Here is a 15,393-nt window from a genome sequence, read left to right as displayed (position 1 = left end):
CGGCTGCCGCGACATCTACCGCACCATCGAAGATCTGCGCGGCGCCGGCCTGCCGTTCATGCCGTCGCCGCCCGACACCTATTTCGAGCGGATCGATGCGCGCCTGCCCAGGCATGGCGAGGACGTCGCACGGCTCCGGAAGAACGGCATCCTGATCGACGGCGAGGGCGTGGTCCACGGCGGCCAGACCAAGGTGCTGCTCCAGATCTTCTCGGCCAACGCGATCGGCCCGATCTTCTTCGAGTTCATCCAGCGCAAGGGCGACGACGGCTTTGGCGAGGGCAATTTCAAGGCCCTGTTCGAGTCGATCGAGGAGGATCAGATCCGGCGCGGGGTGTTGAAGGTGGACAACGCGGCTTAGGCGCATGCGTTAGACGCGAGTTACATCCACATCACTGGTGTCGTCCCGGCGAACGCCGGGACCCATGCCGCGTGATCTGCCGATCGCGATAGGCGGGAGTACCGAACTTCGAGTCTTCGCCAAACCACTCCCTGTGGTTATGGATTCCGGCGTTCGCCGGGACGACAGCGGAAGTTGTGGCAAGAGCAGGGGCCTAACGCTCCGCCCACGCCTTCGTTACCGCACCGATCTCCGCACCTTCCGGCTCGCGCGCTGCCGACGGCGTACGCGAGAACCGCGGCGCCGGCGCCGGCTGCTTCACGCCGTGACGCTCGATGAAAACGTTGCGGGCGACCATGTGCGGATGCTTTGTCGCTTCCGACATCGTCAGCACCGGCGCGAAGCAGATGTCGGTGCCTTCCATGATCTTGCACCAATCCTCGCGCGTCTTGGTCTTGAACACGGCCTTCAGCTTCTCCTTCAGCGCCGGCCAGGCCTTGGAATCCATCTGCGCGTCGAAATCCGCATCCGTCAGGCCCGCATGCTCGCGCAGCAGCGCGTAGAATTGCGGCTCGATCGAGCCGATCGAGACGAAGTGCCCGCAGGCGCATTCGTAGACGCCGTAGAAATGCGCGCCGCCGTCGAGGAAGTTCTGGTTGCGCTGCTCGGTCCAGCGCCCCATCGTCGCCATGTCGAAGAAGAACGACATCAGCGAGGCCGCGCCGTCGCACATCGCCGCGTCCACCACCTGGCCCTTGCCCGACTTCTGTGCTTCCAGCAGCGCGGCGAGCACGCCGACGACGAGATAGAGCGCACCGCCGCCGAAGTCGCCGACCAGGTTGAGCGGTGGCACCGGCGCTTCCTTCGTGCCGATCGCTGCGAGCGCGCCGGTGATCGAGATGTAGTTGATGTCGTGGCCGGCGGCATTCGCGAGCGGGCCTTCCTGGCCCCAGCCGGTCATGCGGCCATAGACGAGTTTTGGATTGCGCGCGAGCACCACGTCCGGCCCGAGCCCGAGCCGCTCCATCACGCCGGGGCGGAAACCCTCGACCAGCGCGTCCGCGCTCGCGAGCAGATCCAGCACTTGCGCGATCGCCGCCTTGTCCTTGAGGTCGAGCTCGATCACCTTGCGGCCGCGCCCCGCCACCGACTTCATGCTCTTCTTCGCGCCGACGCGGTCGAGCGTGACGACATCGGCGCCCATGTCGGCCAGCATCATGCAGGCGAACGGGCCGGGCCCGATGCCGGCGAACTCGACGATGCGGAAGCCCGAGAGCGGGCCGGAGGTGCGGACGGTCGAGGTGGGGGCTGGTTTGTCGAGCACGTTGTTGTTTCCTCGGGTCGCGGGCGGACGCCGGTGATCCGGCCATCGTCGCTGACATTTCTTCTGTGGGGCGAGTTAATCGGCCGATTAACTTTTCTCGCCTTCCCGTCAGCGAGGCAAGCGGTTTTCATGACGCATGGCCAAAATAAAACGGCGCGCACCGAAGTGCGCGCCGCGGAAAATTTGTGTCGAGGCGCTATCAGCCCGCCGCAGCCACGGCGCGCTGCGCCATCACCTTGACGAGGTTGGCGCGATACTCCGCCGTGCCGTGGATGTCAGCGAGCAGTCCGCTCGCCGGAATGCTGACGCTGTCGATCGCCGACGGCGACCAGTTCGCCTTCAGCGCGGCTTCGATTGCAGGCACCCGCATCACGCCATTCTGCGAGGCGCCGGTGGCGGCCACTCGAACCTCGCCCGATTTGGTCTGCGCGACGAACACGCCGGTCAGCGCGAAGCGCGAGGCCGGGTGCCGCATTTTTTCGTAGCCTGCCTTCGCCGGCACGGGGAACGACACCGCGGTGATGATCTCGCCGTCTTCGAGCGCCGTGGTGAACAGGCCCTTGAAGAAGTCATCCGCCGGGATTGACCGCTTGTTGGTCTTCACGGTGGCGCCGAGCGCGAGCAGGGCGGCCGGATAGTCCGCGGCGGGATCGTTGTTGGCGATCGAGCCGCCGATCGTGCCGCGGTAGCGCACGGCGGGGTCGCCGATCAGGGACGCCAGATAGGCGAGCGCAGGGATCGCCTTCTTCGCGGTGTCGCTGGTCGCCACATCATAATGCGGCGTGGCGGCCTTGATGGTCAGTGTGTCGCCGGAAGCTTCGACGCCGATCAGATCCTTGATCCTGGCAAGGTCGATCACGTCGGAGGGGGCGGCAAGCCGCTGCTTCATGACCGGCAGCAGTGTCTGTCCGCCGGCCAGGAATTTCGCCTCGCTGCTCTTGCCGAACAGGCTCACGGCTTCGTCGACCGAGGAAGCGCGATGATAAGTGGTCTGGTACATCTTGGTTGCTCCTGAAATCTTTTCTCTGTCATTCCGGGATGCGCCTGATGGCGCAGACCCGGAATCTCGAGGTTGAATTCGTGGCTCCAGATTCCGGGTTCGACGCTTCGTGTCGCCCCGGAATGACGATGATGAGCGGTCAAGCCGCGTGGATCGTGCGCCACACCCGGTCGGGGGTCGCGGGCATTTCCAGATTGTTCTTGCCGATCGCATCCGTGATCGCGTTGATCACGGCAGCAGAGGCGCCGATGGCGCCGGCCTCACCGCAGCCCTTGATGCCCAGCGGATTGCCCGGGCACAGCGTCGTGGTGTGGGACAGGTTGAACGACGGCACATCGTCGGCGCGCGGCATGGCGTAATCCATGAACGAGGCCGTGACCGGCTGGCCGTTGGCATCGTAGATCGCATGCTCGAGCAGCGCCTGCCCGATGCCCTGCACAAGGCCGCCATGGACCTGTCCTTCGACGATCATCGGGTTGATCAGCCGGCCGAAATCGTCCGCGGCGACAAAGTTGACGAAGGAGGTCTTGCCGGTGCCGGGATCGACCTCGAGCTCGCAGATATAGGCGCCGGCCGGGAAGGTGAAGTTGGTCGGGTCGTAGAAGGCGCTCTCCTTCAGGCCTGGCTCCATGCCGTCAGGCAGGTTGTGCGCGGTATAGGCCGCGAGCGCGACCATCGGCAGGGCGATCGCCTTGTCGGTGCCGGTCACCTTGAACTCGCCGTTCTCGATGACGATGTCGGCTTCCGACGCTTCCAGCGCATGCGCCGCAATCTTCTTGGCCTTGGATTCCATCTTCTCCATGGCCTTCAGGATCGCGGTGAGGCCGACGGCCGCGGAGCGCGAGCCGTAGGTGCCCATGCCGAACTGCACCTTGTCGGTGTCGCCATGGACGATCGAGACCTGGCTGATGGGAATGCCCAGGCGATCGGCGACGAGCTGGCAGAACGTGGTCTCGTGCCCCTGGCCGTGGCTGTGCGAGCCGGTGAGGATCTCGATGGTGCCGACCGGGTTGACGCGCACCTCGGCCGATTCCCATAAGCCGACGCCGGCGCCCAGGCTGCCGACCGCCTTCGACGGCGCGATGCCGCAGGCCTCGATGTAGCAGGACACGCCGAGGCCGCGCAGCTTGCCGTCGGCTTTCGCCTTGGCCTTGCGGGCCGGGAAGCCGGCATAGTCGATCGCCTTCATCGCGGCATCGAGCGAGGCGTTGAAGTCGCCGGTGTCGTAGGCCATGATGACGGGCGTCTGGTGCGGGAACTGGGTGATGAAGTTGGTCCGGCGCAGTTGGGCCGGATCGACCTTGAGCTGCCGCGCCGCCGTCTCCATCAACCGTTCGATGAGATAGCTCGCCTCGGGACGGCCCGCGCCGCGATAGGCATCGACCGGCGTGGTGTTGGTGTAGACGCCGATCACCTCGGCATGGATCGCCGGGATGTTGTACTGGCCCGACAGCAGCGTTGCGTAGAGATAAGTCGGCACCGAGGACGAGAACAGCGACATGTAGGCGCCGAAATTGGCGTAGGTCTTCACCTTCAGGCCGGTGATCTTGTTGTTGGCGTCGAACGCCATCTCGGCATGGGTCACATGGTCGCGGCCATGCGCGTCGGTGAGGAAGGCTTCGGTGCGGTCGCCGGTCCATTTCACGGGACGGCCGACTTTCTTCGAGGCCCACAGCGCCACCATCTCCTCGGGATAGATGAAGATCTTGGAGCCGAAGCCGCCGCCGACGTCGGGCGCGATCACGCGCAGCTTGTGCTCGGGCGCGATGTTGTAGAACGCGGACAGCACGAGGCGGGCGACGTGCGGGTTCTGCGAGGTCGTGTAGAGCGTGAAATGCTCCTCGGCGGCGTCATAATCCGCGATCGCCGCGCGCGGCTCCATCGCATTCGGGGCGAGGCGGTTGTTGGTGACGTCGAGCTTCACCACATTCGCGGCCTTGGCGAAGGCGGCATCGGTGGCGCCCTCGTCGCCGATCACCCAGTCATAGACCTGGTTGCCGGGGGCCTCGGGGTGAAGCTGTGGCGCGCCGGCCTTGATGGCCGCGTGCATGTCGGCAACCGCAGGAAGCTCCTCGTAGTCGACGACGACGGCCTCCGCGGCGTCGCGCGCGAGATTCTTGCTCTCGGCAATCACGACGGCGACGGCCTGGCCGACGAACCGCACCGTCTCCGGCGCCATCGCCGGCCATGCGCCCATCTTCATCGGGCTGCCGTCCTTGGAGGTGATGGCCCAGCCGCAGATGAGATTGCCGACCTTGTCGTCGACGAGCTGCTTTCCGGTGAGCACCGCGACAACGCCCGGCATCTTCAGCGCGGCGGAGGAGTCGATCCCCTTCACCTTGGCGTGCGCGTGCGGGCTGCGGACGAAATAGGCATGGGACATGCCCGTCAGCTTGATGTCGTCGACGTAACGGCCCTTGCCGGTAATGAAACGCTTGTCTTCCTTGCGCACGACGCGCGCGCCGATGCCTTCAACACCCATGTCTGGTCCTCCCGACCGGAATTTTGTTGACCCGCGCTTTCCCTCGAAAGCGGCAGTGGTGGTTTCTTGTTCGCGACGGCCGCCCTACTCGGCCGCCTGCGCGACCTTCATGCGTCCGGCCGCATCGAGCACGGCCTTCACGATGTTGTGGTAGCCGGTGCAACGGCAGATATTGCCTTCGAGCTCCTGGCGGACGGTGGCCTCGTCGAGCTGGCCACCATGGCGTTGCACGATGTCGATCGCGGACATGATCATGCCCGGCGTGCAATAGCCGCATTGAAGGCCGTGATTGTCGCGGAAGGCAGCCTGCATCGGGTGCAGCTCGTCACCCTTGGCGATGCCCTCGATCGTGGTGATGCTGGCGCCATCGGCCTGCCCTGCCAGCATGGTGCAGGATTTCACCGCACGGCCATCCATGTGCACGACGCAGGCGCCGCACTGGCTGGTGTCGCAGCCGACATGGGTCCCCGTGAGATTGAGGTGATCGCGCAGGAGCTGGACTAGCAGCGTGCGGTCCTCGACGTCGACAGCAACGGCCTTGCCGTTGACCGTCAGTTTGACTGTAGACACGATGAAGTCCTCCCAGATGTTTGTAGTTATTCTAATTAGAGACAGCGCGAACGGAACTTTGCAACTGGGATTTTGGTGACCGCGCGTCATCGAAAGGTCATCGTGGCGGCTGTCGCAGATATGCGATTCGGCCACGATGCTCCCCGCCGCCGCCAGTGCGTGGCGCGACTTTGCAGGATGCTTGCGAAAAAGCTCGCGGCTGCATCCGTGACGGCATGTTCGACGGCCATCATGAGAAGCGCATGCCTTGGTCGTGCTTGCGGCCCCTGTACTCGGCCCGGTCGCGCGTCGTTTCTCCCTTGAATGCCTTGTCCGTTGCGCGAATAGGAGCACGCGCCCCCGCCTTTGTAATCGCGATCTTGGTAGTAGGTGACGAAGATCTAAGTCATTGATTTTTCTTATTGCGATGCAGCGAAGCTGGGCCCGCATGAGGGCATGCCAGCTAGCCGCGTCGGTCGCGCCCTCCTAGTACTTCCTGGCGATTGATCGCCGGCCCGCGCCACCCTAGTCGAGCCGTACCAAGCAACGGCAAAAGGGTGGAAGCGATGCAGATGAACGACAGTCGGCGTATCCCGGCAGCGAAAGCCACGGTGTGGGCTGCGCTCAACGATCCCGACATTCTCAGGCGCTGCATTCCCGGCTGCCAATCGCTCGAGATGGCGTCGCCGACGGAGATGACGGCCACCGTGGTGCTGAAGGTCGGTCCGGTGAAGGCGACGTTCGGCGGCAAGGTGACGCTGACCGATATCGATGCGCCCAACGGCTACCGCATCGTCGGCGAAGGCGCCGGCGGCGTCGCAGGCTTTGCCAAGGGCGGGGCGAAGGTCCGGCTGGAGGAAGAATCGCCTGGCGTCACCATCCTGCATTACGAGGCCGACGCGCAGATCGGCGGCAAGCTCGCGCAGCTCGGCTCGCGGCTGATCGATTCGACGTCGCGAAAACTCGCCGCGAACTTCTTCGAAAACTTCGCGGCGGTGGTAGCGCCATCATCGTGACTGATGCGCGATTGCGACGCGATGCCGCCTGAATTCGATGACGCATTTCGACCTGCAAGATAAGGGCAAGACGCAAGCTCGGACAACGAGATGGGCGACGAAGATCGCCAATGATCCGCACTACTACCTTCCGCCTATACTAAGCGCGAAAAGCCGATGCTGTAATTTCGAACGATGGCTCGCAGACGAACTGCGCATCACGGGCGCAACGCGCTCAGGCGCCCAACGTGGCGTGCACAACAACATCGCGGAGGGAATACATGACCTTTGGAACGAAGGGATTCTTGGCTGGCATCTCGATGATTGCGATGCTGGCCGCCGGCACAATAGGCGCTCGCGCCAACGACTCGCTGATCAAGGCGCAATCCGACCAGAACCAGTGGGCCGTTGCCGGCCACGACTACGGCAATACGCGCTACAGCTCGCTCAAGCAGATCAACACCGAGAACGCCGGCAAGCTGACGCTCGCCTATTCGTTCTCGCTGGCGTCGCTGCGCTCGAACGAGTCCTCGCCGATCGTCGTCGGCAACACGCTGTACGTGTCGAGCTCCTGGGGTCCGAAATACGTCTACGCGCTCGATGCCGCGACCGGCGCGCGCAAGTGGACCTGGGAGCCCGAGATTCCCGATGACGTGCTGCAATATGCCTGCTGCGACGTGAACAATCGCGGCGTCTCCTATGCGGATGGCAAGATCTTCGTCGGCCGTCTCGACGGCAAGCTGACGGCGCTCGATGCCGCGACCGGCAAGTCGCTGTGGACGACGAAGGTCGTCGACTACAAGCAGGGCTCGGTCATCACGTCGCCTCCGCTGGTCGTGCGCGACAAGGTCATCACCGGCTTCGGCGGCGGCGAGTACGGCGTGCGGGGCTCGCTCCAGGCCTTCGACATCAACACCGGCAAGCAGCTGTGGCAGACCTTCACCGTTCCCAGCCCGGACGAGCCCGGCGGCGACAGCTGGAAAGGCGATTCCGCCCAGCATGGCGGCGGCGCGGCCTGGCTGGTCGGCTCCTACGATCCCAAGAGCGACACCGTCTATTGGGGCACCAGCAATCCCGGTCCGTGGAACACCGGCGTTCGCTCGACCGGCGACGGCAATTTCGGCAAGCTGACCAACCTCTACACCGCCTCGACGCTGGCGCTCGATCCCAACACCGGCAAGATCAAATGGCACATCCAGACCACGCCGGCCGATGCCTGGGATTATGACGGCGTCAACGAAGCCGTGCTCGCGGATCTGAAGATCGGCGGCAGCACCGTGCCGGCACTGATGAAGGCGGATCGCAACGGCTACTTCTTCGTCGCCAACCGTGAGACCGGCAAGGTGCTCTCGGCGGAGAAATACGTCTTCTCCAACTGGGCGAAGAAGTGGGACGTCAGCACCATGCGCGCGGTCGAAGACCCGGACAAGCGTCCGGGGCCGGGCCATCCCGCCAAGGACATCTGCCCGAACCTGATCGGCGGCAAGAACTGGCAACCGATGTCCTTCAATCCGCAGACCGGGCTCGTCTACATCCCCTCGAACAATGTCTGCATGGACTGGTCGGTCTCCGACGTCGCCTACAAGCGCGGCGTGTTCTATCTGGGCGCCGAATTCCCGACCAAGGAAGGCCCCGGCGGCTTCCTCGGCGAGCTCGTGGCCTGGGATCCCATCGCCCAGAAGAAGGTGTGGTCGATCAAGGAAGACCTGCCGTTCAATGGCGGTACGCTGACCACCGGCGGCGGCCTCGTGTTCGCCGGCAACATCCATGGCGACTTCCGCGCCATCGATGCGAAGTCCGGCAAGGTGCTGTGGAGCAGGAATCTCGGCTCCGGCATCGGCGCGGGTCCGGTGACCTACAGTGTCGACGGCAAGCAATACGTCGCCATCGTCGTCGGCCGCACGGCCGCATTGCCCGCGTTCCTGGGCGAGGTTGGGAAGAAGATGACGGCCGCAGCCCCCGAGGGCGGTTCGCTCTTCGTGTTCTCCGTCCAGTGACGACTGGCGCGCGTATCCCGAAGGAGACGGGATACGCGTGCGCCTTTCGAGATTGCGCGATTGCGGCGTCGGCCAGATCCCGTGCCGCAATCCCTGGTCCAGCCATTCCAAACCTTCGGAGATGAGGATGCGTCCGATCAATCCAGGAAGCGGCAAGAGCCGAAATCGCGCCGTTGCCGGGCTCCTCGCATGTGTCGCCGCGTCTGCGACGATCGCAACCGCTCACGCAGACGAGACCAAGCCGTTCCGTCTCTGCGCCGATCCGACCAATCTGCCGTTCTCGAGCGATGATCCGTCGCGGCCGGGCTTCTATGTCGAAATTGGCCGGGCGCTGGCGCAGGCGCTCGGCCAGCCGATCACCTACGACTGGTACAAATCCTATTTCGGCAAGCGGACCGTGCGGGTCACGCTGCTGGGCAAGCAATGCGACGCCATGATCGGCCTGCCGCGCTCCGAGGATTTCATGGGCCCCGCCGTGATCTTCTCCAGCACCTTCGCGAAGGAAGGCTACGCCTTGGTCGCCGCGAAAGATCAGGCGATCGGCGGCGTGGACGACCTCAGGGGCAAGCGCGTCGCCGTCCAGTACGCCAGCACGCCACAAAACCTCCTGGCGCCGCGTGACGACATCCAGAAGGTGACCGTGCTGTCGCCTGAGGAGGCCATGCAGGCGCTCGACCAGGGCAGGGCCGACGTCGCCTTCATCTGGGGGCCCGTGGCCGGCTGGTTGAACATGACCGCTTACAATGATCGCTATCAAATCCGGCTCACCGAAGGCGAAGGCCTGTCATGGGATGCCGCGATCGGCTTCGCAAAGGGCTCGACCGAGCTTCGCGATCGCGTCGACGCGATCCTGCCGCAGCTCCAGGGGACGATCGCCGATCTCGCGGTGAAATACGGCTTGCCGGCCGGACAGCCGGTCCGCTTCGGCGCGGCTGAGGCCGTGCCGGCGGGAACCACGACTGGCGCCGGTCCCGGGCCGCGCGTGACGCAGGTCGCAAATGTGGTGGCAACCGAGATCAAGGGCGATGCAGCTGCGCCGAATGCGGAGACTGTCGGCGCAGGCAAGGAGATCTTCAACGGAACCTGCGCGCATTGCCACGGCCCCGACGCAATCCAGAGCGAACGGAAGATCGATCTGCGCCTCCTGCGTCACCGCTACGGCGACGACATGCGCGACACGTTCCGGAAGACCGTGCACGAGGGACGCCCCGCCAAGGGCATGCCGGCCTGGAAGGAGGTCTTCACCGACGAGCAGTTCGACAGCATCTATTCCTTCCTGCTGACCGTCCAGGTGGAATCGAATGACTGAACGGCCTTGACCGGACGGGATCGGGAAGGTGTGGTAGCATCCATCCCGCATCTTTCCGACGCCCGACCGGCGCAGGATGGGTGCGCTGCCGCCGCCCGTGCGGTGGATCCTTTGGAAGGCGCCATGGCCAGCTTCCTGATCATCGACGATCATCCGCTGTTCCGCGAAGCTCTGGGCAACGCGGTGCGGCTGGCCCTGCCCGAGGCCCGCATCCTCGAGGCGATGTCGATCGAGGATGCTCTGCACATCCTGACGACCGAGCAGGGTGTCGACCTCGCGCTGCTCGATCTGTCGCTGCCGGATGCGACCGGTTTCTCCGGCTTTCTCCGCTTGCGCGAAACATATCCGCGCCTGCCGGTCGCCATCGTGTCGAGCGAGGAGGATCAGCACGTGGTCCGCGAAGCACTGGCGCTCGGCGCGGCCGGCTATCTCCCGAAATCGACGTCGAAGCGCGAGCTGGCCCAGTCGATCGAGGGCGTGCTCTCCGGCTCGGTCTCGGTGCCGCGAGATTTTGTGGCGACGCCGCAGCGGCGAAAGGCCGAAACCAGCAAGGCGCTCGAGGTCAAGCTCCGCGAGCTCACGCCGCAGCAGCTGAGGGTTTTGGACCTGTTGCGGCACGGCTATCCGAACCGGCAAATCGCGCAGGAGCTGCAGCTCGCCGAATCCACGGTCAAGGCGCACATCACCGAGATCCTGCGCAAGCTCGGACTGTTCAGCCGCAACAAGGCGATCATCGAGATCGGCAAGATGGACCTGCCAGATCCCAGGAACCGCCCCTATGCAAGGGTCGACCGCGGGAGGCCGCAATGACCGGCGCTGTCATTGACCTCGATCAAGCCGGCTCGCGCCGGTTGATACATCCTCGCTTCAAGCTCGATCCCGGCAACGATTTGGAAATGGCTGACACGTGACGCGATTTCTGATTGTCGAAGACCATCCGTTGTTTCGCGAGGCGCTCGAAGGCGCGCTGCAAATGGTGGCGCCCGAGGCCGAGATCCTGCAGGCGACATCGGTCGACGGCGCGCTCGAGCTGCTGGCCACGGGAGCCGAGCTCGATCTCCTTCTTCTTGATCTGTCGATGCCGGGCACGACCGGCCTGTCGGGCATCGTTCGCATCCGCAAGGCCTTTCCGAAGGTGCCCGTCGTCATCGTGTCGGCGCACCAGGATCCGCGCATCATCTCCGGCGCCTTGTCGCTCGGCGTGTCCGGCTACATCCTCAAATCCTCGTCCAAGCAGGAGCTCGCGCAGTCGATCGGCGAGGCGCTGCGTGGCCTCGTCTGTGTTCCCAACGCCTATCGTGCGCTCCGGCCGCAGCGTGCCGCAGGTCCCGCGCACGAGCTGTTGAGGCGGCTGCATGATTTGACGCCGCAGCAATTGCGGGTTCTCGAAATGCTCAAGCGCGGCCTGCAGAACAAGCAGATCGCCTATGAGCTCAAGATTTCCGAGACGACCGTGAAGGTCCATGTCTCCGACATCCTGCGCAAGCTGAATGTGCTGAGCCGCACCAAGGCGATCGTCGAAATGTCGAAGATCGATTTTGCGACGCTGGCGAGCGAAGGGATGAGGGTGAAGCACGATCGCGCGCAGTCCGAGTAGCAGAAAGGCTGCGAGCGCTTCAAGTCAGCAGAAACGACAGCAGCGCGCGCATTTCGGCGGGCTTGACCGGCTTCTTCAGCACCTCGAGTCCGTAGAGGCTCGCCTGCTTGGCGGCCTTCTCGGAATAGTCGGCGGTGATGATCATCGCGGGCACGTCCAGCTTCGTCTGCTGCCGGATGTCGGCAATGGCCGACAATCCGCTCTCGCCGTGATCGAGATGAAGATCGGCGATGATCGCGTCCGGCGCGCCGCCCAGTTCGCGCAGGCGCAGCAGCGCGTCCGCGGCCGATCGCGTCGACGCGACGTCGCAGCCCCATCCTTCCAGCAGCGCGGCCATGGCCTCGGAGCCCGATGGGTCGTTCTCGATCAGCAGGATCTTGGCACCTTCGAGCCCGCCATATTGCCGTTCGGCGAGCTTGGCCTCGTGCGCCTCGTCGCTGACCTCGGCAAGGTCGGCCGGCTCGAGCTCGAGGGTGAACGTCGATCCCTTGCCAAGTTGCGATGACAGCCGCACCTCGTGCCCGAGCACCGTTGCGAAGCGGCGAACGATGGAGAGACCGAGACCAAATCCGGCCTGGTCGGTTGCGCTGGCTTCACCGCGCTGGAATTCGCGGAAGATCGCCTCCTGCTGGGCCTGCGCGATGCCCGGTCCGGTATCGGAAACCTGAACGCAGATGCGGTTGTTGCGGCGCCTGCATCCCATCACGACGCCGCCGCTGCGGGTGTAGCGGATGGCATTGGCGAGCAGATTCTGCAGGATGCGCCGGAGCATCATCGCGTCCGACGACACGGCGAGCGGCGAGGAGCGGATGCGCAAGCACAGGCCTTGCCGCGCGGAGATCGGCGCGAATTCGTTGCGGAGCTGCTCGAGCAGCGGCGCGAGCGCCATGGGACGCACATCGGGCTTGAGCGCGCCGGCGTCGAGCTTTGCGATCTCCAGCAACGAGCGCAGCAGATCCTCCAGCGTCACCAGCGAGCGGTCGACCTGATCGATCAGCAGGGCGGCGTCCTGCGATTGCATCATCTCGGTCAGCGCCGAGAGCGTCAGGCGCGCCGCATTCAGCGGCTGCAGCAGGTCGTGGGTGACCGAGATCAAGACGGATGATTTGAGCGAGCTTGCGGCCTCGGCCTGCTGCTTGGCGCGATAGAGCCCCTCATTGGCGTGTTCGATCGAATGCAGCGCCTCGCGCAATTGTTGCGTCCGGTCTCGAACCTGGCGGTCGAGCGCGATGGCGGTCTCGAACAGCGAGAAGGCGTTGAGCTGCTGGTCCATCGAGCGTTCGACGCGGGACATCAGCGCTGCATTGATCTTCTTCAGCTTCGCGGCTTCCCGCTGCAACTGCTCGACCGTTGCGGGATCCTGCCACAGCCCGGTCACGACGGGCGCCTGCCGATGGCGACGCCGGTGAAGGTCTGGTTCACATGCATCGAGCCGAACTGCTCGCCGTAGGTATGAAAACCGACCACGCGGTTCTGGCGGTAAAGCTCGGACATGTCGCGGGCAAGCTGGTGCTGCTCGGCGTCGAGCCGGCGCAGCAGGCATTCGAATCCGATATAGAGCGAGACCTCGCCGATCTGGTCGCGCGTCTCCGCAAAGGCCTCGCGCGTCGTGCCGACGAGGCTGCGCGACGTCGCCGCCGTCAGCACCATGCCTTCGTCGATGGCGCAGAAGAAGTGCAGGGAACCATCCGGTTCGACACGCTGAATCGAGCGCGCATAGTACGAGCCGCCGACGCGGACCAGCACAGGATGCGCCGCGAACGCGAAGGGGTCGAGCTTGGCGTCCATGATGCCGACGACGCGGGAATATTCCTGGGCCGCGGGCTCCGCATTCAGCTCCCTGACGGTCCGGTTCTCGATGTCGGCCTCGGTAACCACCATCCGCTGTGGCTGCGGTTCGAAATTGTCGCATTTGAAGACCCGGAACGGCAGCGACGTATTCAGGAGGATCAGGAGCGCGGCATTCGTATGCGCCTTGCCGTCGAGGAACACCCAGGTCCTCTCGAAGCGCAATCCGTCGCCGGCAGACCCGCCGACGACCGGAATGTCGTCCAGCGAGGCATAGATGGCGGACATCACGGCCTCTTCGCGGCGGCACAGGCCGTCGATCAGCACGAGGCCGAACGGATTTCGGCGCTCGGCGTGCGCGGACACCCGCAGCAGCTCCTGCCGGATTTCGGCGCCGATCCTGCGGCCGTCCTCGACGCGAAAACTGTCGAGATTGAGAATCGGGCGCACCACGGCCGAGAAGTCGGCCCGGCTGAAGGCGAGAGCGACGATGCTGTTCTCATCCCAGCCGTCGGGGGCCAGTTCGCCGGCGGTCGTGCAACCGCAGACCGGAATCCCGTCAAATCGCCGGCTGATCTCCGCGATGAATTGGTGGGGATCGTAGCTGGGGGAGACAAAGAGCAGGATCAGCGACAGCTCGTCGGACGGGAGCTGAGCGGTGAGCTCGGCAACAGCTTGTTCCGCGCCCGCCGCCTTCGACTTCGCGACGGCAACGCCGGACGCACCGCCAAACCGAAAGTCGGTTTGCCTCACTCCGTTTCTCCCCCCGAGGACCGCTCGGTCTAGTGCCGAATTCCTGGACAAGTATCCAAGGAATATGGCCTTTTTCGTCTGGTCGCAACACGGCGATGAGACCCGCGGGGCGTTCCGCCCGAAGCCGACCGCGCCGGAGACGGCTGGGACCAATTTACCGCCCTTTATCGATTGTGCCTTAGTTTTGCGCATCCAGGTCAGGGGGCGGGGCGCCTCCGGATCGCGGCTGAATACAAATGGGGGTGGGAATGTCCGGGCGTATCGCGTCGTCGTCTAAGCGCACACTATTTCCGGCCCTCAGGTTCCGCGCAAAAATCGTTCTCGGTTTCGCGGCAGTGCTGGTGATCTCCGCCGGCAGCATGGCCTTCTCCTATTTCGGCTTCGAGCGGGTCGCTTCCGGGGTCGGGTCGTATCGCAGCAGCGTTTCCGAGGCAGATCTCGCCCGCAACATCGACCGCGAGCTGCTCGCTTATCGTTCGGCCGTCAGATATTTCGTCGTCACCGGCAAGGAAGACGACGCCAAGGCGGCGCTGGATGCTGAAGGCAGCCTGAAGAACGCCGTTGACCAGGCCGTCAAGAGCGCCAAGAAGCCGGCGCGGCAGGAGAGTCTCAACAAGCTCGCCAAGGAATTTTCCAACTTCTCCGCGACCTTCGCAAAGGTTCTCCAGGCCAAGCGTGACAGCGCGCTGCTGGTGCAGAACCAGCTCACGCGCAACGCCAACCTCTTGAAATACAAGCTCGACGATATCGGCAACAGCGCTTCCGACGCCGAAGCACAGGCGATTGAGTTCGGCACCAAGCAGGTCAACGCCCAATTTCAGACCGCGAGTGCGGCCGCGACCAATTTCGTGCTGACGTCCGACCAGACGATCGCGAACAGCGCACTGGCACGGCTGAAATTCGTCGAGAACTCGCTCGGCGCGGTCTACACCATGGACGACAAGATCGTCGCTGGCCTGAAGGATGCGAAGGCGCTGCTCGGCGCCTATCGCGAAGCGCTGGAGAAGCTGATCGCCAATGCCAAGCTGGTCGATGATCTCGTCACCGAGATGAGCGGCTCGGCCGGTGCGATCCTGCAAGGCGCGACCGCCATGAAGGCGGACCTCGTCGCCGAACAGCAGCGGCTGGATTCGGAGTCGGAGGCGACCATCGGAAAGACCGAGCAACTGGTGCTGATGCTGGCCATCGGCGGCACGCTGTCAGGTGCGGTCCTCGCATTTCTGCTCGGCACCGGCATCTCGCGGCCGATGATCGCGATG

General features: G+C 64.5%; 11 protein-coding genes and 2 pseudogenes. 7 read left to right on the top strand and 6 right to left on the bottom strand.

All coding sequences use genetic code 11. The annotated features are described in order from the left end of the window. Positions 1-361: pseudogene (locus tag IC50_RS31380) on the top strand (4-hydroxyphenylpyruvate dioxygenase); the annotation flags it as partial. 193 nt (positions 362-554) lie between these two features. Here IC50_RS31380 and IC50_RS31375 read toward each other — a convergent pair. The 4 genes from IC50_RS31375 to IC50_RS31360 form a co-directional block, all read right to left on the bottom strand. Further along, complete coding sequence (locus IC50_RS31375; protein WP_035714337.1) at positions 555-1,664, bottom strand: CaiB/BaiF CoA transferase family protein; 1,110 nt, start codon at positions 1,662-1,664, stop codon at positions 555-557. Between the two features lie 199 nt (positions 1,665-1,863). Beyond that, positions 1,864-2,664 carry an FAD binding domain-containing protein gene (locus IC50_RS31370; RefSeq protein WP_035714332.1) on the bottom strand — a complete coding sequence of 267 codons (801 nt, stop codon included), beginning with the start codon at positions 2,662-2,664 and terminating at the stop codon, positions 1,864-1,866. A 139-nt stretch (positions 2,665-2,803) separates the two neighbouring features. Further along, positions 2,804-5,146, bottom strand: coding sequence for a xanthine dehydrogenase family protein molybdopterin-binding subunit (locus IC50_RS31365; RefSeq protein WP_035714328.1), 2,343 nt, complete (start codon positions 5,144-5,146; stop codon positions 2,804-2,806). Positions 5,147-5,230: 84 nt separating this feature from the next. Further along, a complete protein-coding gene (locus IC50_RS31360) occupies positions 5,231-5,716 on the bottom strand; it encodes a (2Fe-2S)-binding protein (RefSeq protein ID WP_035714326.1) in 486 nt (161 codons plus the stop codon). A 545-nt stretch (positions 5,717-6,261) separates the two neighbouring features. Between IC50_RS31360 and IC50_RS31355 the strand changes: the two genes are divergently transcribed. From IC50_RS31355 to IC50_RS31335, 5 genes are all read left to right on the top strand, one after another. Further along, positions 6,262-6,711 (top strand): SRPBCC family protein, encoded by a 450-nt coding sequence (locus IC50_RS31355; RefSeq protein ID WP_035714324.1) that lies wholly within the window; start codon positions 6,262-6,264, stop codon positions 6,709-6,711. 260 nt (positions 6,712-6,971) lie between these two features. After that, positions 6,972-8,687: a PQQ-dependent methanol/ethanol family dehydrogenase gene (locus IC50_RS31350; RefSeq protein WP_063826482.1), complete on the top strand. Its 1,716-nt coding sequence runs from the start codon at positions 6,972-6,974 to the stop codon at positions 8,685-8,687. Between the two features lie 127 nt (positions 8,688-8,814). Next, positions 8,815-9,996, top strand: a complete 1,182-nt coding sequence (locus IC50_RS31345; protein WP_035714322.1) for a c-type cytochrome — start codon at positions 8,815-8,817, stop codon at positions 9,994-9,996. 123 nt (positions 9,997-10,119) lie between these two features. After that, positions 10,120-10,806 (top strand): response regulator, encoded by a 687-nt coding sequence (locus IC50_RS31340; RefSeq protein ID WP_035714320.1) that lies wholly within the window; start codon positions 10,120-10,122, stop codon positions 10,804-10,806. A 97-nt stretch (positions 10,807-10,903) separates the two neighbouring features. After that, the gene (locus IC50_RS31335; protein WP_035714315.1) at positions 10,904-11,593 is read left to right on the top strand and encodes a response regulator; all 690 of its coding nucleotides are present in this window, start codon (positions 10,904-10,906) and stop codon (positions 11,591-11,593) included. Between the two features lie 19 nt (positions 11,594-11,612). Here the strand turns inward: IC50_RS31335 and IC50_RS31330 are convergent, their stop codons facing one another. After that, entirely contained in the window at positions 11,613-12,971 is a 1,359-nt protein-coding gene (locus IC50_RS31330; RefSeq protein ID WP_035714311.1) for a hybrid sensor histidine kinase/response regulator, read from the bottom strand. After that, the gene (locus IC50_RS31325; RefSeq protein ID WP_035714307.1) at positions 12,968-14,134 is read right to left on the bottom strand and encodes an FIST N-terminal domain-containing protein; all 1,167 of its coding nucleotides are present in this window, start codon (positions 14,132-14,134) and stop codon (positions 12,968-12,970) included. Before IC50_RS31325 ends, IC50_RS31330 begins: the two co-directional genes overlap by 4 nt. 248 nt (positions 14,135-14,382) lie before the next feature. On the opposite strand from IC50_RS31325, the pseudogene IC50_RS31315 reads away from it, so the two are divergent. After that, a pseudogene (locus IC50_RS31315) lies at positions 14,383-15,393 on the top strand (methyl-accepting chemotaxis protein); the annotation flags it as partial.

The organism is Bradyrhizobium genomosp. I (2014), from assembly GCF_000261685.1.
Taxonomy (GTDB): Bacteria; Pseudomonadota; Alphaproteobacteria; order Rhizobiales; family Xanthobacteraceae; genus Bradyrhizobium.
The sequence above is the reverse complement of the archived record's forward strand: the minus strand, read 5'-3'. Positions and strand labels throughout refer to the sequence as shown.

What these genes read in the sequence shown, in the direction of transcription:
- IC50_RS31345 (WP_035714322.1), top strand. Translation starts at nt 8,815, where the DNA reads ATGCGTCCGATCAATCCAGGAAGCGGCAAGAGCCGAAATCGCGCCGTT.
- IC50_RS31350 (WP_063826482.1), top strand. Translation starts at nt 6,972, where the DNA reads ATGACCTTTGGAACGAAGGGATTCTTGGCTGGCATCTCGATGATTGCG.
- IC50_RS31365 (WP_035714328.1), bottom strand. Translation starts at nt 5,146, where the DNA reads ATGGGTGTTGAAGGCATCGGCGCGCGCGTCGTGCGCAAGGAAGACAAG.
- IC50_RS31370 (WP_035714332.1), bottom strand. Translation starts at nt 2,664, where the DNA reads ATGTACCAGACCACTTATCATCGCGCTTCCTCGGTCGACGAAGCCGTG.
- IC50_RS31355 (WP_035714324.1), top strand. Translation starts at nt 6,262, where the DNA reads ATGCAGATGAACGACAGTCGGCGTATCCCGGCAGCGAAAGCCACGGTG.
- IC50_RS31340 (WP_035714320.1), top strand. Translation starts at nt 10,120, where the DNA reads ATGGCCAGCTTCCTGATCATCGACGATCATCCGCTGTTCCGCGAAGCT.